Source organism: Streptomyces griseorubiginosus (genome assembly GCF_017614965.1).
Classification (GTDB): domain Bacteria; phylum Actinomycetota; class Actinomycetes; order Streptomycetales; family Streptomycetaceae; genus Streptomyces; species Streptomyces griseorubiginosus_B.
On sequence record NZ_WVUG01000070.1, the window covers coordinates 1 to 17,949 of the forward strand.

The 17,949-nt window shown below is 71.6% G+C and carries 15 protein-coding genes; 6 read left to right on the plus strand and 9 right to left on the minus strand.

Going from position 1 to position 17,949, the window contains the following annotated elements; all coding sequences use genetic code 11:
* Positions 1-124: 124 nt before the first annotated feature.
* The 8 genes from GRC12_RS15930 to GRC12_RS15960 all read right to left on the minus strand — a co-directional run bounded on the left by GRC12_RS15930 (position 125) and on the right by GRC12_RS15960 (position 10,414).
* The gene (locus tag GRC12_RS15930) at positions 125-1,819 is read right to left on the minus strand and encodes a DUF3492 domain-containing protein (RefSeq protein ID WP_208779898.1); all 1,695 of its coding nucleotides are present in this window, start codon (positions 1,817-1,819) and stop codon (positions 125-127) included.
* Between the two features lie 190 nt (positions 1,820-2,009).
* On the minus strand, positions 2,010-3,668 hold the full coding sequence (locus GRC12_RS15935) for a dipeptide ABC transporter ATP-binding protein (RefSeq protein WP_208779899.1): 1,659 nt from the start codon (positions 3,666-3,668) through the stop codon (positions 2,010-2,012).
* Positions 3,665-4,663: an ABC transporter permease gene (locus GRC12_RS15940; RefSeq protein WP_208779900.1), complete on the minus strand. Its 999-nt coding sequence runs from the start codon at positions 4,661-4,663 to the stop codon at positions 3,665-3,667. The genes GRC12_RS15935 and GRC12_RS15940 overlap by 4 nt, the downstream gene beginning before the upstream one ends.
* Positions 4,660-5,646, minus strand: a complete 987-nt coding sequence (locus GRC12_RS15945) for an ABC transporter permease (RefSeq protein ID WP_208779901.1) — start codon at positions 5,644-5,646, stop codon at positions 4,660-4,662. Before GRC12_RS15945 ends, GRC12_RS15940 begins: the two co-directional genes overlap by 4 nt.
* A 4-nt stretch (positions 5,647-5,650) precedes the next feature.
* Positions 5,651-7,369: an ABC transporter substrate-binding protein gene (locus GRC12_RS15950; protein ID WP_208779902.1), complete on the minus strand. Its 1,719-nt coding sequence runs from the start codon at positions 7,367-7,369 to the stop codon at positions 5,651-5,653.
* A gap of 185 nt (positions 7,370-7,554) precedes the next feature.
* Positions 7,555-7,647 (minus strand): Ms4533A family Cys-rich leader peptide, encoded by a 93-nt coding sequence (locus tag GRC12_RS46935; protein ID WP_358594159.1) that lies wholly within the window; start codon positions 7,645-7,647, stop codon positions 7,555-7,557.
* A gap of 56 nt (positions 7,648-7,703) precedes the next feature.
* Positions 7,704-9,215 (minus strand): DUF3152 domain-containing protein, encoded by a 1,512-nt coding sequence (locus GRC12_RS15955; protein ID WP_439959889.1) that lies wholly within the window; start codon positions 9,213-9,215, stop codon positions 7,704-7,706.
* 8 nt (positions 9,216-9,223) lie between these two features.
* Positions 9,224-10,414 carry an alpha/beta fold hydrolase gene (locus tag GRC12_RS15960; RefSeq protein ID WP_208779904.1) on the minus strand — a complete coding sequence of 397 codons (1,191 nt, stop codon included), beginning with the start codon at positions 10,412-10,414 and terminating at the stop codon, positions 9,224-9,226.
* Between the two features lie 265 nt (positions 10,415-10,679).
* Here GRC12_RS15960 and GRC12_RS15965 point away from each other — a divergent pair, with 265 nt between their 5' ends.
* The 4 genes from GRC12_RS15965 to GRC12_RS15980 all read left to right on the plus strand — a co-directional run bounded on the left by GRC12_RS15965 (position 10,680) and on the right by GRC12_RS15980 (position 12,618).
* Positions 10,680-10,904, plus strand: a complete 225-nt coding sequence (locus GRC12_RS15965) for a hypothetical protein (protein ID WP_133044498.1) — start codon at positions 10,680-10,682, stop codon at positions 10,902-10,904.
* A gap of 205 nt (positions 10,905-11,109) precedes the next feature.
* Positions 11,110-11,754: a TetR/AcrR family transcriptional regulator gene (locus tag GRC12_RS15970; RefSeq protein WP_208779905.1), complete on the plus strand. Its 645-nt coding sequence runs from the start codon at positions 11,110-11,112 to the stop codon at positions 11,752-11,754.
* Between the two features lie 177 nt (positions 11,755-11,931).
* Positions 11,932-12,159, plus strand: a complete 228-nt coding sequence (locus GRC12_RS15975) for a DUF3107 domain-containing protein (protein WP_133044496.1) — start codon at positions 11,932-11,934, stop codon at positions 12,157-12,159.
* A gap of 186 nt (positions 12,160-12,345) precedes the next feature.
* The gene (locus GRC12_RS15980) at positions 12,346-12,618 is read left to right on the plus strand and encodes a hypothetical protein (RefSeq protein WP_208779906.1); all 273 of its coding nucleotides are present in this window, start codon (positions 12,346-12,348) and stop codon (positions 12,616-12,618) included.
* A 257-nt stretch (positions 12,619-12,875) separates the two neighbouring features.
* Here the strand turns inward: GRC12_RS15980 and GRC12_RS15985 are convergent, their stop codons facing one another.
* On the minus strand, positions 12,876-13,613 hold the full coding sequence (locus GRC12_RS15985) for a ferritin-like domain-containing protein (RefSeq protein WP_207929807.1): 738 nt from the start codon (positions 13,611-13,613) through the stop codon (positions 12,876-12,878).
* A gap of 471 nt (positions 13,614-14,084) precedes the next feature.
* Here GRC12_RS15985 and GRC12_RS15990 point away from each other — a divergent pair, with 471 nt between their 5' ends.
* Together GRC12_RS15990 and GRC12_RS15995 are read left to right on the plus strand one after the other, a co-directional pair.
* Complete coding sequence (locus GRC12_RS15990) at positions 14,085-16,868, plus strand: DEAD/DEAH box helicase (RefSeq protein WP_208779907.1); 2,784 nt, start codon at positions 14,085-14,087, stop codon at positions 16,866-16,868.
* A 179-nt stretch (positions 16,869-17,047) separates the two neighbouring features.
* A complete protein-coding gene (locus GRC12_RS15995) occupies positions 17,048-17,929 on the plus strand; it encodes an alpha/beta fold hydrolase (protein WP_208779908.1) in 882 nt (293 codons plus the stop codon).
* Positions 17,930-17,949 lie beyond the last annotated feature (20 nt).

The window sequence follows — 17,949 nt, forward strand, 5'->3', positions numbered from 1 at the left end:
GCGGTGGTGCGGCGGGGCGGGGCGGAGGCCGTTTCGGCAGGGGGCGCGATCCACTGCTGTGACCGCTCGTCCCAGGCGCCGGGGTTCTCCGGCGTGCCTGGGTGGTCCAGTTCTCCCAGGCCGCTCATCGGGCCCCCTCCGCGGCCGGCAGCGGCGTGGTGGCCCGTACGGGGGTGCCACCCGCCCAGGAGGGGCCGCCGCGTGCCACCACGCGCGTGGTGGTGTCCGTCCAGCGGCCGGGGACGTGAGCCTCGGCCGGGGCGGCGAAGGGCCGTGGTTCACCGGCGCCGTCCAGGACGACCCTGCGCACCGGCGTGCGCGAGACGATCTCCAGGTAAATGCTGTGAAATGCCGTGACGTTCTGCTCGACGGTGAACAGTTCGAGCGCACGCGCGCGTGCGGCCGCGCCCAGGCGCGCACGGCGCTCGGGGTCGCGCAACAGCGCCACACACGCCTCCGCGAACGCCTGGGGGTTGCGCGGTGGTACGACGAGCCCCGTGCCGCCGATGATCTCGACGACCGCGCCGACGTCGGTGGACACCGTGGCGCGCCCGCAGAACATGGCCTCGACCAGACTGACCGGGAAGCCCTCCACGACGCTGGACAGCAGGGTCACGGCACCGGCGGCGTACGCGTCGGCCAGGGTCGGCAGTTCCGGGCCGCCGATCTCCTCGAAGGAGACCGGGTTGTCGCCGACGGAGTGCGGGCCCTCGGCCTCGTCGGGGAAGAGCTGGGCGGCGAGCGCCCGGCAGTGCCCCAGGTAGGCCTCACCCTCGGGGCCGGCCGGGACGCCGACGATCCGCAGCCGGGCCTTCGGCTCGTCCCTGCGGATCTCGGCGAAGGCGTGCAGCAGCGACACCAGGTCCTTTGCGGGCTCGACCCGGCCGACCCACATCAGGGTGCAGGGGTCGGCGCCCTCCGTGGACTCGCCCACCTCCGCGAAGGGGGACGCGTCCATGCCCGGGTAGACGGTACGGATCTTGGCGCGGTCGGCGCCGCAGCGCTCCTGCCAGCGGCGGGCATGCGCGTTGCCGGGCGTGACGACTGCGGCGCGGTCGTAGATCTCGGTGGCGAGGCGGCCGTGGAAGGCGGCGAGCAGGGACCGGACGGCGGGCGGGGCGTCCGTCGCAGCGAGGTGGTGCGTGCGCAGCCGTACGCCGTACTCGGTCAGCAGCAGCGGTACGCCGGAGAAGTGGCGGGCGAGCAGGGCGGGAAGGGCGGCGGGGCCGCCGGAGGTCGCGTGGCAGAGGTCGACCGCGCCCAGGCTGTCGTCCTCGTACCAGTCGAGCGAGAGGGGGCGCAGGGCGCGTTCGAGGTGCGTAGCCACGGTGAGCAGATCAGGTACGCGCGCCTCGCGCGCCGTTCGCGTCGCGCCCGGCGCACGACAGGCGCGCTCCAGGGCGCGGACGGCGCCCTCGGAGCGGAGCGCTCCCACCAGCCCGCCCTCGTCACGGGCGAGTTCGGCGAGCCCGTACAGCGCGTTGCGGAAACGGTCCGCCTCGGCGGCCGGCGTGCCCGTGGAGGCACCGGAGCCGCAGATCACGGCGGCCAGCTCGCCGTAGCACTCGGAGAACCGGCGCCGCGCCCGCCGCCCGTACCCGACGCCGTCGTCCCGCGCCGTCCACAGCGGGGCCGTCCGCACTCGGCTGACCTGTGGCGGCAGCGGGAGCCAGCCCTCGTCCTCCTGGCGCTCACTGCGGCTGAGCGCGTAGAGGTCGAACTCGTGCTGCCCGAGCCCGCGCACGAGCCGGTCGCACCAGAGCCTGGCGTCACCGCTCACATACGGATAGCCACCCTCCGTAAGCAGTCCGATGCGCACGAGTGCACCCCCGATCTCCCGTATGGGGAGCCGCCGTTGACCCGACGGCTCGCAGCGGGAAGAACGTATGCGGACAAGGCGGTGGCGCGACGGACGGTTGTCCGTCGCGCCACCAAAAGGGGTGAACGGTCGTAACTTTCCCGTGCGGGTCACGTTCGATCGCGCTACGAGATCATCTGGATACGTACGGTCAGGCTGCGGCCAGCTCTCGTCGGGCCGCTCTGCGCCGGGCCGCGACCTCGGGGTCGAGGGCGGGTACGGCGGCCAGGAGCTGCTTGGTGTACGGGTCCTGGGGGTCGTCGTACACCTCGTCGGCGGCCCCGGACTCCACGATCCGGCCCTGGCGCATCACCGCGACGCGGTCGCTGACCTGGCGGACCACGGCGAGGTCGTGCGCGACGAAGACCAGGGCGAGACCGAGTTCGCGCTGGAGTTCGGCGAGCAGGGCGACGACCTGGGCCTGGGTGGTGACGTCGAGCGCTGAGACGGGCTCGTCGCAGACGATCACGCGCGGGTCGGCCGCGAGCGCCCGCGCGATGCCCACGCGCTGGCGCTGGCCGCCGCTGAACTCGTGCGGGTAGCGGTCGTAGTGCGCCCCTTCGAGCCCCACGCGCTCCAGCAGTTCCGTCACGCGCCCCCGGATGCGTACCTCGTCGCGCTCGCCGCGCGCGCGGAGCGGGTCGGCTATCGACTCGCCCACGCTGCGGCGGGGGTTGAGGGACGAGACCGGGTCCTGGAAGACCATCTGCACCGCCGGATTCACCCCCACGCGCGCGTGGCCGTCGTCCCGGACCTCGCCCGCGGTCGGCTCCAGCAGCCCGACCAGCATCCGGCCCAGGGTCGTCTTGCCGCTGCCGCTCTCGCCGACGATGCCGAGGGTCTCGCCCCGGCGCACGGTCAGCGACACGTCGTCCACGGCGGTGAACGCCCGCTTGCCGCGCCCGAATTCACGCCGTAGCCCGACGGCCTCCAGGACAACGTCCTCGGTGGAGGACGGCACGTCCGGGCCTGCCTGGGTCCGGCCCTCGGGGGAGGCGCCGCCCCTGACCTCCCGCGCCGGGAACTCCGCGCGGGGCGCGTCCACGCGCGGGACCGCGGCCAGCAGTTTGCGCGTGTACGTCTCCGCGGGCGCCCCCAGCACGTCCGCCACGGGGCCGTGCTCGACCACGCGTCCGTGCCGCATGACCAGCACCTCGTCGACGCTCTCGGCGGCCACGCCCACGTCGTGGGTGACGAGCAGCAAGCCCATCCCGGTCTCCTCGCGCAGGGTGTGCAGCAGGTCGAGGATCTGGGCCTGGACGGTCACGTCGAGCGCGGTGGTCGGCTCGTCGGCGATCAGCAGGTCGGGCTCGCAGGACAGGGCCATGGCGATGAGCGCGCGCTGGCGCATGCCGCCGCTGAACTCGTGCGGACGGGAGCGGGACCGGCGTCGTGCGTCCGGAATCCCCACCCGGTCCAGCACCTCCACCGCACGCGCGCGTGCCGCTCGTCGCGACACGCGCGTGTGGACGCGGTACACCTCGGCGATCTGGTCGCCGATCGCGTAGTAGGGGTCGAGGGAGGACAGCGGGTCCTGGAAGACCATCGCGGCCTTCGCACCGCGCAGCCGCCGCAACTCCTCGTCGGGCGCCGTCCGTACGTCGACGCCGGCGACCTCGACCGTGCCGCCGACCCGCGCTCCCGTGCCGCGGTGCAGGCCCAGCAGCGCCGAGGCGACGGTGGACTTGCCGGAGCCGGACTCGCCGACCAGGGCCAGGGCGGCGCCGTGCGCCAGCGTGAAGGAGAGGCCGTCGACGGCCCTGAGGTCGCCGAACTCGACGGTCAGATCCGTGACTTGGACGAGACTCACGTCAGTACCACCCGTCGGTCGGCCACCGCGTACAGCACGTCCGCGACGGCGTTGGCGAGGACCACGAAGAACCCGATGACCAGGACCATGCCGACGACGACCGGCAGGTCGACCACATTGACCGCGTGGACGAGTTCCTGGCCGATTCCGGGCAGGCCGAAGAGGGTCTCGGTCAGCACCGCGCCGCCCACCGTCGCGCCGACGTCGTTGGCGTTCAGCGCGATGATCGGCGCGAGGGCGCCGCGCAGGGCGTGGCGGCCGACGATCGACCGCTCGCCGACGCCGTAGGCCCGGAAGGTGCGGATGTGGTCCTCCGCGAGCGTCTCCAGCATCGACGCCCGGGTCAGCCGGGCGAAGTAGGCCGCCTCACCGAGGGCGAGGGTCAGCCAGGGCAGGAGCAGGTTCCACATCCACTGCTCGGGATCGTCGGAGAGGGGGACGTACTCCGGGAACGGAAGCAGTTCCAGTTGCCCGCACACCACGATCATCAGGACGAGGCCGATGACGAAGGACGGTGTGGCGACCCCCGCGAGGGTCACACCGGTCAGCGCCCGCTCGCTCAGCCGGCCGCGCCGCCAGGCGGAGAGCACGCCGGTGCCGACGCCCAGCAGCAGCCAGAGCACCATCGCGCCGAGCACCAGCGACAGGCTGACGGGGAGCTTGCCCACGATGATCTGCATGACCTGCTGGTCGCTCTGGTACGACAGCCCGAGGCAGGGCGCCGAGCAGTGCTCCACGGACGTGCCGGTCGAGTAGTCCTGGCCGACGACGACGCCCTGCAGGAAGTGCCAGTAGCGCAGGTACAGCGGGTCGTCGAGCTTGAGCTGCTGGGCGACCTGGTGGACCTGTTCGGGCGAGCAGCGCGGACCGCAGGTGATCTGGGCGACGTTGCCGGGGGTGGCGTAGAAGACCACGTAGACGATCACCGAGATGGCGAGCAGGGTGACGATCGCGCCCACGGCGCGGCGCAGGGCGAATCCGGTGAAGCCGGTCATGCCTTCGCCTCCCCCTTGCGACCGGTACCGACGCGCAGGCGCGAGGCCGCGCGCGGGTCCAGGGCGGTGCGTACGCCGTCGCCGAGGACGGTGAGGGCGAGGACCGTCACGAACAGCGCGCCCGCGGGCAGCAGCAGGTACTGCGGGGCGGCCTGGTACCAGACGTTGGCCGACGTGAGCATCTGTCCCCAGGACGGGGTCGGCGGTTTCACGCCGACCCCGAGGAAGGACAGGGAGGCCTCGATGCCGATGTTGACGGGCACCATGAGCGCGGCGTACGTGATCACGGGTGCGGCCAGGCCGGGGAGCAGCTCGCGGCGGGCGATTCTCAGCGTGGACCAGCCGCTGAGCCGGGCGGCGGCGACGTAGTCGAGTTCCTTGAGGGTGAGCGTCGCCGCGCGGGTGATCTTGGCGATGGTGCCCCAGGCGACGAAGCCGATGATGAGCGCGACCAGGACCGGCCTCGGGAAGCTGCCGGGGACGATGGCCAGCAGGGCGAGTGCCATGATCATCAGCGGCATGGCCACGATGATGTCGCTGATGCGGCTCAACAGTTGATCAACCCATCGGTTGCCGAGCCCCGCGGCGATGCCGACGACGACACCGAGGAAGACCTGCACGGCGGTGGCTCCCAGCGCCACGCCCAGCGACACCCGGGCGCCGTACACCAGCCGTGCGAACAGGTCCCGCCCGGTCTGCGGTTCCACGCCCAGCCAGTGGTCTGCGCCGATGCCGCCGAAAGAGCCGGTCGGCACGCCTCCGCGCGCGGAGTCGATGAGGGTCGGGTGGTAGGTGGTCGGGTCCTGGCCCTCGATCGCCGTGAGCAGCGGCGCGGCGAGCGCGACCAGGACCAGCAGCGCGACGACGGCCGCCGCGACGAGGGCGGCGCGCTGCGCTCGCAGCCGCCGCCAGAACTGACGGGCCCCCGAGACCCCCGAGGCGGACACCCCGGGGGTCTCGACGGCGACAAGTGCCTCGCTCACGGCGCTACTTCACCGCGACCTGCGAGATGTCCAGGACACCGGTCCAGTCGCTGATCACGACGTTCCTGATGTCCTTTCCGACCAGTCGCTTGTAGACGGGGTGGAACAGCGGCACGGTCAGCGCCTGCTCGCCGATCTTCTTGTCCAGGGCGCCCCACCTCTTGGCGGCGGCGTCAAGATCGGTCAACTTGTTGATCGCGTCAATCTCGGCATTGACCGACTTGTCATTGAGCAGGCCCGTGTTGAAGTTGGCGCCGTCCCTGACGATCTGCCGGCCGTCGAAGATCGGTGCGAGGAAGGGGCCGCCGGAGGGCCAGTCGGCGCCCCAGTGGGCGAGGAAGAACCCGGGCTCGGTCTTCACGCTGTGGACCGTGTCGGAGTAGTCGTTGTCCTCCAGACCCTGCAGCTTGACCGTGATACCGGCCTTCTTGAGGGCGTCCTGGATCGCGGTCGCGATCTCCGGGCTGGTCTCGAAGTCCTTGGCGTTGGAGTGGGTCAGGGTGACGGTGAGCCCGCTCGGGTAACCGGCCTGCTTCAGCAGCTCCTTGGCCTTGGCGGGGTCACCGGTCGCGCCCGCCGGGAAGAGGTCGTACGGCTCGTAGCCGAAGGACTTCTGGTTGGGCAGGAAGGTGGTCGCGGCCTCGGCGAGTGCGCTGCCGCCGGCCGCGTTGATCACGGACGACCGGTCGATGGCGTACGAGATCGCCTGGCGCACCTTGACGTTGTTGAACGGCTTGACCGTCGGGTTGAACGCTATGTAGTTCGTGTAGCCGAAATGGCCGGTGCCGACGCGGGAGGCGAGTTCCTTGTCGCCCGTGACCTTGGCGAGTTCGGCGGGGCCGAGGTTGGTGTCCGTGGTTACGGCCGCGGCGTCCGTCCCCTGGGACGCCGACAGCCGCTGGTTGATCACGGACGAGTCGAGCCCCGACTTCACGTCGACCTTGTCCGGGTACGCCTTGCGCTCGGCGTCCGTCGCCGCCGACCAGTAGGTGTTGCGCTCCAGGACGATGTGCTCACCGTTGTTGTCGTTCTCGACGACCTTGTAGGGGCCGGACGAGACGGGGTGCTCGGCGTACTTCGTCCCCGTGTCCTTGCTCCGGGGTACCGGCGTGAACTGCGTCTGCGTGGCCAGGTACGGGAACTCGCCCTCGGGCTTGTTCAGACGGAAGACGATGGTCCGCGCGTCCGGCGTCTCGATCGCCGACAGGCCCTTCTTGTCCTTGTACGGGCCCTGGTAGTTGGCGGCGCCGACCAGCCAGTCCCGCAAGTAGGGCGCGCCGCCGGAGAGTTCGGGCGCGAAGGAGCGCTCGATGCCGTACTTGATGTCGGCGGACGTGATCGGCGTGCCGTCCTCGTACTTGAGGCCCTTCTTCAGGGTGTACGTCCACACGGTCGCGTCCTTGTTGGGGCGCCCGGTGTCGGTGGCGAGGTCGGGGACGACCTTGGCGCCGGCCGCGCCGTTCTCGCGGTTGCGGGTGGTGAGCGTGCGGAAGACCAGGGACGGGACGTTTCCGCCGCCGGAGGTGTAGAGGCGGGCGGGGTCGAAGTTCTCCTGGGGGTTGGAGTTCAGCACCGTCAGCGTGCCGCCCTTGTGGGGCGTGGAGTCGCCACCGGAGCCCTTGGCATCGTTGTCCTTCGGCCCGCAGGCGGCGGCGCCCGCCGCCAGGACCAGGCCTACGGATGCCGCGGCCACACGGCGGGCTGTGGGGGACGGATGACGCATTGGATGGACGACCTCTCGAATGATGAGACGGGTGGACGAGGAGTGAGACGAAAGTGAACAGACGTCTGCCCGGGCGTCAGGTCGTCGGAAGGTACGTGCCGAAGTCACGGTCGTGAGGAGGTCACGGTCGTGACGCGGTCACGGTGAGGGAGCAGGATCGCGACGCGAACGCCTGGAGGCGGACGTCAGCGACAGTGAATGTCGGCCACACAGATGGGGGTCACGCCGATGAGCGCCAGTTCGATGGCAGCGCGACGGAGGGCGTGGGGGGTCGACATGCCCAGAAATATGTATGAACTTTCTGCGCATGTCAATGTGACACATGCGGTCGCTGTCAACTCCGGGGATACGGCCAGGGGTTGGGCAGGCAGTGGATCCCGTCGTGGTCGAGGAACTTGGTCTGCTGCTGCATCACGGGCGCGAGCTGGCCGTTCTTGGTGCACTGGACGTGGCTGTAGCCGAGTCGATGACCGACCTCATGGTTGATCAACATCTGGCGGTACGCATGGATGTGCGCACCATAGGTCTTCGATCCCTGTGCCCATCTGTACGCGTTGATCATGACGCGTTCGGTGGCGGCGGAGTCGCAGGATACGTTCTCCTCGCTGGTGTCCAGGTCGGACTTGGCACACCATTTCGCGGTCGTGCCGGGACTGGCGAGTGTGATCACGAAGTCGGGTTTGCCGGAGTCGGTCCGCTCGAACGTGCGGGCGCCGTCGTGGGCCCAGCTGCGGTCGTCGTTGAGCGTCGCCTGGACCGCCTCGGCGAAGAGCTTGCCGTCCAGTCCGAGGCCCTGTTCGACATCGACCCGGTAGGTGTACTTCTGCCCCTTCCCCGGTGCCTTGTCGACGCCGGGGATCGCGTCGAACTTGCCCGGCCCCCGGAGCGTGGCGCTGAGCGGGTACTTGGTGTCCATGGCCTGCGCGTACGTCAGTGTCGCCGTGCTGGGCGAGGAGGAGGGCGCCGCCGAGCCGGTACCGCCCGAGGTCCGGGCGTCCCGCGCCTGGCCGGTCGCCGACCGCGTGCCTGCGGTGGTGTCCTCGCGGCCGTGCGTGACCTGGCCGGCGACGACGACGGCCAGCACGGTGGTGACGGCGGCGGCCGCGATGCCGGTGAACGTCCGCCCCTTGGATCCCTTCGCCTGCGCGGGCACACCGGTGGGCGGCGTGTCGTCGTCGCCGCCGCCGCCGTCGGCGTCGGAAGGTACGCCGACGCGGGTGCGGTCCCAGTCGGTGACGGAACCGTACGGATCGGCGGGGTGTGCGGAGGCACCGGTACGGGCGGAGTCACCGGTACGGGCGGAGGCACCGGTACGGGCGGAGGCACCGATACGGGCGGAGTCACCGGTACGGGGCGAGAAGACGTCGTCCTCCTCGCCGAAGGCGTCCACGTAATCCTGCCGGGGCCCGGGCCCACCAGGGGGCGCCTGCCGCTGCCGCGGAATACTCACGACGGGCCCTGCGGATAGGCCACGTCCGCCCGCGCCCCGCTCACGCGTCAACTCTCCCCAGCCACCGCCGCTTTCCCGCTGCTGCGGATGCCCACCACGCACTCGGGGAACGCCCTGCGCGGGAGGGCCATCGAAATACCGAGGGGTTCCAGCCGCGGGCGTCCCCTCGTGGAGCCGGGGCATGCCATGTGCGGGAGTGCCGTCCGCAAAACGCGGTACCCCACGCGCGGGAGTGCCGTCAGCCGTACCAGCTCGCCCAGTTCCTCCGGGCTCGGCCGCCGGCCCGGCTGCAGCGGAGCCTCCGGCTCCCCGGGGCCTCGGCCCGGAGTTGGGCTGTATGTCGCCTGCGTCACCCTTCGCCGCGTCCGTGCGTCCGCGGCGGCTGTGGCGTCCCACGTCGGCCCTCAGCTCCCCGCGCTCTCGGCACCGGATTCGCCGTCACCCGCGACGACCGCGCCACCGTCGCCGGAACCGCCGGCCTCGGCCGGAGTCGTACCGCCCGTGGCGGCACCGCGGCCGTCGGCGTCGGCGGCAGCCGTGCGCTTCGCACCGCCCCCCGCCCCGTCACCGGCGGCTGCCACGGTATCCGGCGTTCGGGCGGCACCCGGACGTACCGGCCCCACCGTCACCCCGTCCGGCAACTCTCCCTTGTCCGCGAGGAGTTCGACGAAAGCTCGGGCCACCGTTTCCGGGTACTCCATCATCGCCACGTGGCCCGCCTCCGGCAGGGTCAGCAGGCGGGAGTCGCGGAAGGCGCGGGCCGCTCTGCGGGCCATGCGGAAGCCGACCAGCTGGTCGCGGCCGCCGTACACGAGGAGCGTCGGCGCGAGGACGCGCTCGGCCTGGCGCCAGAGCCCGTGCTGGCCGCCCAGCGTGTACGCGTTGACGATCCCGCGCGCGGACCGCGTCATCGCGTCCCAGAAGTACGTCAGCCGCAGCCGCCGCTCCATCTCCTCGACCGCGTTGCGGAAACCCTCCGGCGTCACCCGCCCGGGATCGCCGTAGCAGAGCATCAGGACGCCGCGGACCCGCTGCTCCGCCGTCCACTCCTTGGTGTAGCGGGTGAAGAGCCCGGCAACCCCCGGCAGTGCCAGCAGGGCAGTGGGCACGGCGCTGCGCTGGACGAGGAGTTCGGGTAGGGCCGGGGAGACGAGCGTGAGGGTGCGCACGAGGTCGGGCCGCAGCGCCGCGACCCGCGTGGAGACCGCACCGCCGAGCGAGTTGCCGAACAGGTGCACCGGACCGCGCCCGGCCGAGTCGAGGTAACGGATCACCGCGCGCGCGTGCCCGGTGACGGAGTAGTCCCCGTCGTCCGGCGGCGGGGAGTCGCCAAAGCCCGGCAGGTCGACCGCCTCGCCGTCGACGACGCCCTCCAGCTCCTGCATCAGCGCCGACCAGTTCTGCGAGGAACCGCCGAGCCCGTGGACGTACAGCGCGGGCGGCAGCCCCTCGCGCGCGGGGGGCCTCGAACGGACGGTCAGGGTGATCCCCGGCAAGCCCACCGACCTGAGCCGCTCACCCTCGGCGACCCTGACGGGCGCCACCTTCGGGAGCACATTGGACGCCGGTACGGACGGCAGCTCGGTCGAAGACATGCGGCAATGTTACGAGACGATCACGTGGAGACTGCTGTGTTCGCCGTCACAGACGGTCCGGGCACAGCACGGGCACCCGCACATGAACAGGCCCGTACACGCCCCACACACGCCCCGTGCACACACCCGCACACCCGATAGCGTCCGCTCCGCGTGTCTCCTAGGCTCATAAAAAGGGCACCCGCGTGTGACCCCTGCTTCTTCCAGCGAGATACGCGTGGATTCACAGGCGTGGGAAGTAGGAGACGGAGGAAGGGAGCCCACCATGGCCATCGACCCCACCGACCCCGAGACGTTCGAGGACGACGACGCCGAGACGGCGCCGGAGATCGACGTCGAGGCTCCGGAGAACGACGCGGCGGAGCAGTCCGCCCCGCTCACCCCGGACCGCGACGACCCCCTGGAGGACGTCGACCCCGGCCGGGCGGACGAGGCCGACCTCATCGAACAGCGTCGTGTCGTCTCCATCGACGAGGACGACTACCGCTGACGGGGGACATCGGCGCGCCGGAGGGTGCCGTTGAGCTGGAAAGGGGCCGCTCCTTGCCCACTCTGACCCGGTTTGAAACCTTCTGCGCGGCTTTCGCCGTCGTCCGGTCCGTGAAATTCTGCGCTCTCACCGCGCACACCACGGTTACCGAAAAGTACGATGGCCGCGCGGCGCACACCGCATGTGGACGACATTGGGAGGCGGCGTGACAGCCATCGAGCAGACAGAGGCGGCACGCCCGCGAGGGACGCGCCTGCCGCGCCGTGCCCGACGGAACCAGCTGCTGGGCGCCGCCCAGGAAGTCTTCGTGGCGCAGGGCTACCACGCGGCCGCGATGGACGACATCGCCGAGCGCGCCGGCGTCAGCAAGCCGGTGCTCTACCAGCACTTCCCGGGCAAGCTCGACCTCTACCTTGCTCTTCTGGACCAGCACTGCGAGTCGCTGATCCAGGCGGTACGCAGCGCGCTGGCGTCGACGACCGACAACAAGCAGCGCGTTCGGGCGACCATGGACGCCTACTTCGCATACGTCGAGGACGACGGCGGCGCCTTCCGGCTGGTCTTCGAGTCGGACCTGACCAACGAGCCCGCGGTGCGCGAGCGCGTCGACAAGGTCACGAACGAGTGCGCGGAGGCGATCTGCGACGTGATCGCCGAGGACACCGGCCTCTCGCGCGCGGAGTCGATGCTGCTGGCCTCCGGTCTCGGCGGACTCGCCCAGGTCGTGGCCCGCTCCTGGCTGCACAGCGACCGCAGCGTCCCGCGCGACCAGGCGGTGCAGCTGCTGACCTCGCTGGCCTGGCGCGGTATCGCGGGCTTCCCGCTGCACGGCGTCGAACAGCCCCACTGAAGGCAGCGCCGTCCGGAAGCGACGCCTCATGAAGGCGGGCGGGGGACATTTGTTCCCGGTCGCTGTTCGCTCTTGGCGTTCCCGGGCGGAGCGTGCACGTCCCCTCACCGGGCTAATGTGTGCTGCGTACGGCGCGTAAAGGTCGCGCACTTCACTGACCGTCGGAGGGACATAGCCGTGGAGGTCAAGATCGGCGTGCAGCACGCGCCCCGCGAGATCGTTCTGGAGAGCGGTCAGAGTGCCGAGGAGGTCGAGCAGATCGTGGCCGAGGCGCTGGCCGGGAAGTCGCAGCTGCTGACCCTCGTGGACGAGCACGGCCGCAAGGTCCTCGTCCCGGCGGAGCGTCTCGCCTATGTCGAGCTGGGCGAGCCGGCCCCGCGCAAGGTGGGCTTCGGCGCGCTGTAGCAAGACAGCTGGAAGACAGCTGGGAAGACGGCACGGAGGGGCCCGGCGACCTACAGGTCGCCGGGCCCCTTTTTTCCTCCACATGCGGAACACAAGTGCCGCACAGAGGAGGATTGCATTCCGCAGGTCACGGGTATGACGGGCTACGACCGTGATGGGCAGTGTGGCCGTGTGGGAGGGACCCCCATGATGTTGTTCGAAGCGCTCGGCTCCGCCCTGCTCGGCCTGGTCCTGGCGTGGGCTGCGGACCGCCGCCTCGGCCATCGACTGCCGGCCCGTTCCCTGGTCCTCGCGACCGGCGTCGCCGGAGCCCTCTTCGGCGCCTTCGTCACCGACAGCGCCTTCGACCCCGGCAACGTCCTCCTCGTCCTGCTCGGCGCGGCGATCGTCTCGGCGGCCTCCGTGTCGCTGCTCCTGCGTCCGTCGGGGCGACTCCGCCGGCGCCAGGCGCCGGCGTGACACTGCGACAGCGATTCGGAAGTCTCAAGAACCTCAAGGAACCACGCCCCGAGAGACGACCCCGACCCAAGGCACGTCACAAGGGACGCGCCCAGGGACGTCTGCACGGACTTCTCCAGGGACGTCTTCAGGGACGTCATGAGGAACGTCTCCAGGGACGTCATCAGGGACAACGGCCGAAGAGACGTCCCAAGGGACGACGGCCTGAATGACGTCGGCGGCAACGCCCTTGAGCGGCGCCGGGCCGACCCGGAGCGCTAGGCCGCCAGCCCCAGCGCGGCCATCCGCTTGGTGTGCGCCTCGGTGATCCGCGAGAACATCCGCCCCACCTCGGCGAGATCGAACCCGTCGGCGACCCCGCCCACGAGCATCGTGGACAGCGCGTCGCGGTCGGCGACGACCCGCTGGGACTGGGACAGCGCCTCGCCCATCAACCGCCGCGCCCACAGCGCGAGTCGCCCGCCCACCCGCGGATCGGCGTCGATGGCGGCCCGTACCTTCTCCACCGCGAAGCCCGCGTGGCCCGTGTCGTCCAGCACGGCCAGCACCAGCTCGCGCGTGTCGGAGTCGAGCCGGGCCGCGACCTCCCGGTAGAAGTCACTGGCGATCGAGTCGCCGACGTACGCCTTGACCAGCCCCTCCAGCCAGTCCGACGGCGCGGTCTGCTTGTGGAAGCCGTCCAGCGCGGCGACGAACGGCTCCATCGCGCGCGTGGGCTCCTCCCCGATCTCCGTCAGCCGGTTCCGCAGCCGCTCGAAGTGGTGGAACTCGGCCGACGCCATCTTCGCCAGCTCCGCCTTGTCGGCCAGCGTGGGCGCCAGTTTGGCGTCCTCGGCGAGCCGCTCGAACGCCGCGAGCTCGCCGTACGCGAGCGCGCCGAGCAGGTCGACGACCGCGGCCCGGTACTGGGGGTCCGAGGAGGACCGGTCCCAGTTCTGGGCGGCCACTCCGGTGTGCTCGGCGGGTGCGTCAGAGGTGTTGTCAGGCGTCGTCATGCAGCGCACAATAGTCCGCTCGTCGAGCTGGGGAAGTCCCTGGTCAATCAGTGTGATGACGGCTACGTGACCAAATCGGCCATCGCGTGTGCGTGATTCCGGGGTATGGTGGTAATGCGCCTGCCGAGTACTCGACGGGCCGCACGTATGAGGATGCCCGGTCGGTGGCCCGATCGGCTCCGACCCGACAGCCCTCCACACCGTACGGCACATTGCGTACGGCGCCCGGAGGGACACCCTCAGCGGTACGAGCGCTAGAGCGTCGGCAGTGGTCCCGTGCCCTACGGCAAGACCGTAAGGCAGCCGACGTCCCCCGGCACGGTCCGTCAAAGACCCCCGCGCTCGCCTCGCACCGCGCCACACAGAAGAGGCAGCACCCTGACTACGACGTTCAGAGATCTCGGAATCCTTCCCGAGACCGCCGAGGCCCTCGAGGCCGTCGGCATCATCAACCCCTTCCCCATCCAGGAGATGACCCTCCCCGTCGCCCTCTCCGGCACGGACGTCATCGGCCAGGCCAAGACCGGCACCGGAAAGACGCTGGGCTTCGGCCTCCCGCTCCTCGAGCGCGTCACCGTCCCCGCGGACGTGGAGGCGGGCCGCGCGAAGCCCGAGGACCTCACCGACGCCCCGCAGGCGCTCGTCGTCGTCCCCACGCGCGAGCTGTGCACGCAGGTCACCAACGACCTGCTGACCGCGGGCAAGGTGCGCAACGTACGCGTCCTCGCCATCTACGGCGGCCGGGCCTACGAGCCCCAGGTTGAGGCCCTGAAGCAGGGCGTCGACGTCGTCGTCGGCACACCCGGTCGTCTCCTCGACCTGGCCGGCCAGAAGAAGCTCAACCTCAAGCACGTGAGGTGCCTGGTCCTGGACGAGGCCGACGAGATGCTCGACCTGGGCTTCCTGCCCGACGTCGAGAAGATCATCGACATGCTGCCGGTGAAGCGGCAGACCATGCTGTTCTCGGCGACCATGCCGGGCGCGGTCATCGGTCTCGCCCGCCGCTACATGTCGCAGCCCACGCACATCCGCGCCACCGCGCCGGACGACGAGGGCGCGACCGTCGCGAACACCGCGCAGTACGTCTACCGCGCGCACAACATGGACAAGCCCGAGATGGTCGCGCGGATACTGCAGGCCGAGGGCCGCGGGCTGGCGATGATCTTCTGCCGTACGAAGCGTACGGCGGCCGACCTCGCCGACCAGCTCAAGCAGCGCGGTTTCGCCGCCGGCGCGGTGCACGGCGACCTCGGCCAGGGCGCCCGCGAGCAGGCGCTGCGCGCCTTCCGCAACGGCAAGGTAGACGTCCTCGTCTGCACCGACGTCGCCGCGCGCGGCATCGACGTCGAAGGCGTCACGCACGTCATCAACTACCAGTCGCCGGAGGAGGAGAAGACCTACCTCCACCGCATCGGCCGCACCGGCCGCGCCGGCAACAAGGGCATCGCGATCACGCTGGTCGACTGGGACGACATCCCGCGCTGGCAGCTGATCAACAAGGCGCTGGACCTGAGCTTCAACGACCCGCCGGAGACGTACTCCACCTCCCCGCACCTCTTCGAGGAGCTGAACATCCCCGCGGGCACCAAGGGTGTCCTGCCGCGCGCCGAGCGCACGCGCGCTGGGCTGGACGCGGAGGAGCTGGAGGACCTGGGCGAGACCGGCGGCCGCGGTGGACGCGGGCGCGGCGGCCGGGGCGACCGCAACGGCCGGTCCGACTCCCGCACCGAGGACCAGGAGCGCTCGTCCCGCACGCCGCGCCGTCGCCGCCGCACGCGTGGCGGCTCCCCGACGGACGGTACGGCAGCCTCGACGCCCGCGTCCGAGGTCACGGCTGGTGAGGAGGCGACGGCCACCCGCACGCCGCGCCGCCGTCGCCGCACCCGGGCGGGCGCCTCGTCCGAGCACGTGACGCCGGTGGGCTCCGCGGAGACCGCCGTCGAGACGGCCGAGGGTCCGACCCTGGACGCCGAGACCGCAGCCGCCAAGCCGCGTCGCCGACGCACCCGCAGGTCAGCCGACCTTACGGCGACTTCGCAGACACCGGCAACGACGGAGACGCCGGTCGCCGCGCAGACGCCGACCGTCGTGGAGACGCCGGTCGCCACCGAGGCTCCGGTCGTCACGCCGGCTCCGACGGTCACGCCGACTCCGGTCGCTGAGGAAGCCGCCGAGCCCGAGGCCGCCGCACGCCCGCGCCGCCGTACCCGCAAGGCGACGCCGGTCGCGGAGACCGCTGCCGACACGGCGGAGGGCACGGAGACCAAGCCCCGCACGCGCACTCGCAAGACGGCAGCGGCCGCCGCGGAAGCCGCGGTGGACACCGCCGAGGCCACCGAAGCCAAGCCGCGCCGCACCCGAAAGGTGACGGCCCCGGCCGAAGCCGCGGTCGAGACGGCCGAGGGTACGGAGGCCAAGCCGCGCCGTACCCGCAAGGTCGCTGAGCCCACCGTGGCCGTCGAAGCCCCGGAGGCGACCGAGGCCAAGCCGCGCCGTACCCGTAAGACCACCGCAGCGTCCGAAGCGGCGGTCGACACGGCCGAAGGCACGGAAGCCAAGCCGCGCCGCACCCGCAAGGCGACGGCCACCGCGGAGACCGCTGCCGACACGGCGGAGGCGACGGAGGCCAAGCCCCGCACGCGCACCCGCAAGACGGCGGCAGCCGCCGCGGAAGCCGCGGTGGACACCGCCGAGGCCACCGAAGCCAAGCCCCGCCGCACGCGGAAGACCGCGGCCACCGCGACGGCCGCGACGGCCGAGGAATCCGCCGTGGCCTCGCCGCGTCGGACCCGCAAGGCCGCAGCGAGCGCCGAGGCGGCGGTCGACACCGCTGAGGGTGCCGAGGCCAAGCCGAGGACGCGTCGTACGCGGAAGACGGCCGAGGCAGCACCCGCCGGCACCGGGGAGGTCGCTGCGGAGGCCACCGAGGCGAAGCCCCGCCGCACCCGGAAGACGGCTGCGACCGCCGAAGCCGCAGTCGACACGGCCGAAGGCACGGAGGCCAAGCCGCGCCGCACGCGGAAGACCGCGGCCGGCGCGACGGCCGAGGAATCCGCCGTGGCCTCGCCGCGTCGGACCCGCAAGACGGCCGTCGCCATCCCGGCGCAGGCCGCCGACGAGCCGGACGCCACCCCGCGCCGTCGTACGCGCAAGGCCACGGCGGCAGCCGAGGTCGCGGACGGTACGGCCGAGTCCGCGCCGAAGGCGCGTCGGACCCGGAAGGCGGTCGCCGCGACGGAGTCCACGGAAGCCTGACGCGGTAGCCGCACGCACAACCCGGACGGCCCGGTCCCACCCCAGGTGGGCCGGGCCGTCGGCGTATGCCGTGGCACCCGTGTGGAAGGGGGCGGGCGGGCTCCCGACCTCAACCCCCGAGCCACGCCTCGCACCGCCCACCCCCACCCCCGAAACCTCCACCCGGTACCCTCGCCCCCATGAGCCGACCGCCGACCTTCGTCCCGCCTCCAGGAGCCCGCGTTCACACGATCCGTACCGCGCGTGGGGAGTTCGCGGCCGTGGAGTCGGTCGTGGGGGACGGTGTGGAAGCGAAGGGGACCGCGCTGATGCTGCCCGGGTTCACCGGCAGCAAGGAGGACTTCAACCCCCTGCACGCGCATCTCACGGCCCGCGGTTACCGGGTCGTCGCCCTGGACGGACGCGGGCAGTACGAGTCAGACGGGCCGGAGCTGGATGAATCCGCCTACGCACAGGCGGAGTTGGCGAGGGACGTCCTCGCGCAGGCGGAAGCCGTCGGCGCACCGGTGCATCTCGTCGGGCACTCCCTCGGCGGCCAGATCGCCCGTGCCGCGGTTCTGCTCGACCACTCCCCCTTCCTCTCGCTCACCCTCATGGCCTCCGGCCCCGCCCAGATCTCCGTCCCCCAGCAGCAGCGCGTCAAGCTGCTCCAGGACGCGCTCGCCGTGATGACGATGGCCGAGGTGTGGGAGGCGATCCAGGCCATGGAGCCGCCCGAGGACACCGACGCCGGGGACCTCGACGAGGGGCTGGCCGACCGGGAGGACCTGCGGCGCCGCTGGCTGGGCAACAAGCCGGCCCAACTCCTCGCCACTGGACGCCAGTTGTGCGTCGAGCCGGACCGGGTGGCCGAACTCGCCGCCGTACCGCTGCCCTTCCACGTCCTGTCGGGATCGCGCGACGACACCTGGCCGGTGCCGCTGCTGGACGACATGGCCCTGCGGCTGGGCGCCCACCGCACGATCGTCCAGGGCGCCGAACACTCCCCCAACACCGACAACCCCCTGGAAACGGCGCGTGCCTTCGCCGACTTCTGGGACCGCACCCGGAGCGAGGGCTGACCAGATCAGCACGCTCCGCC

What these genes read in the sequence shown, in the direction of transcription:
- GRC12_RS15980 (WP_208779906.1), top strand. Translation starts at nt 12,346, where the DNA reads ATGATGTTGTTCGAAGCGCTCGGCTCCGCCCTGCTCGGCCTGGTCCTG.
- GRC12_RS15965 (WP_133044498.1), top strand. Translation starts at nt 10,680, where the DNA reads ATGGCCATCGACCCCACCGACCCCGAGACGTTCGAGGACGACGACGCC.
- GRC12_RS15995 (WP_208779908.1), top strand. Translation starts at nt 17,048, where the DNA reads ATGAGCCGACCGCCGACCTTCGTCCCGCCTCCAGGAGCCCGCGTTCAC.
- GRC12_RS15950 (WP_208779902.1), bottom strand. Translation starts at nt 7,369, where the DNA reads ATGCGTCATCCGTCCCCCACAGCCCGCCGTGTGGCCGCGGCATCCGTA.
- GRC12_RS15990 (WP_208779907.1), top strand. Translation starts at nt 14,085, where the DNA reads ATGACCCTCCCCGTCGCCCTCTCCGGCACGGACGTCATCGGCCAGGCC.
- GRC12_RS15960 (WP_208779904.1), bottom strand. Translation starts at nt 10,414, where the DNA reads ATGTCTTCGACCGAGCTGCCGTCCGTACCGGCGTCCAATGTGCTCCCG.
- GRC12_RS46935 (WP_358594159.1), bottom strand. Translation starts at nt 7,647, where the DNA reads ATGTCGACCCCCCACGCCCTCCGTCGCGCTGCCATCGAACTGGCGCTC.
- GRC12_RS15940 (WP_208779900.1), bottom strand. Translation starts at nt 4,663, where the DNA reads ATGACCGGCTTCACCGGATTCGCCCTGCGCCGCGCCGTGGGCGCGATC.
- GRC12_RS15985 (WP_207929807.1), bottom strand. Translation starts at nt 13,613, where the DNA reads ATGACGACGCCTGACAACACCTCTGACGCACCCGCCGAGCACACCGGA.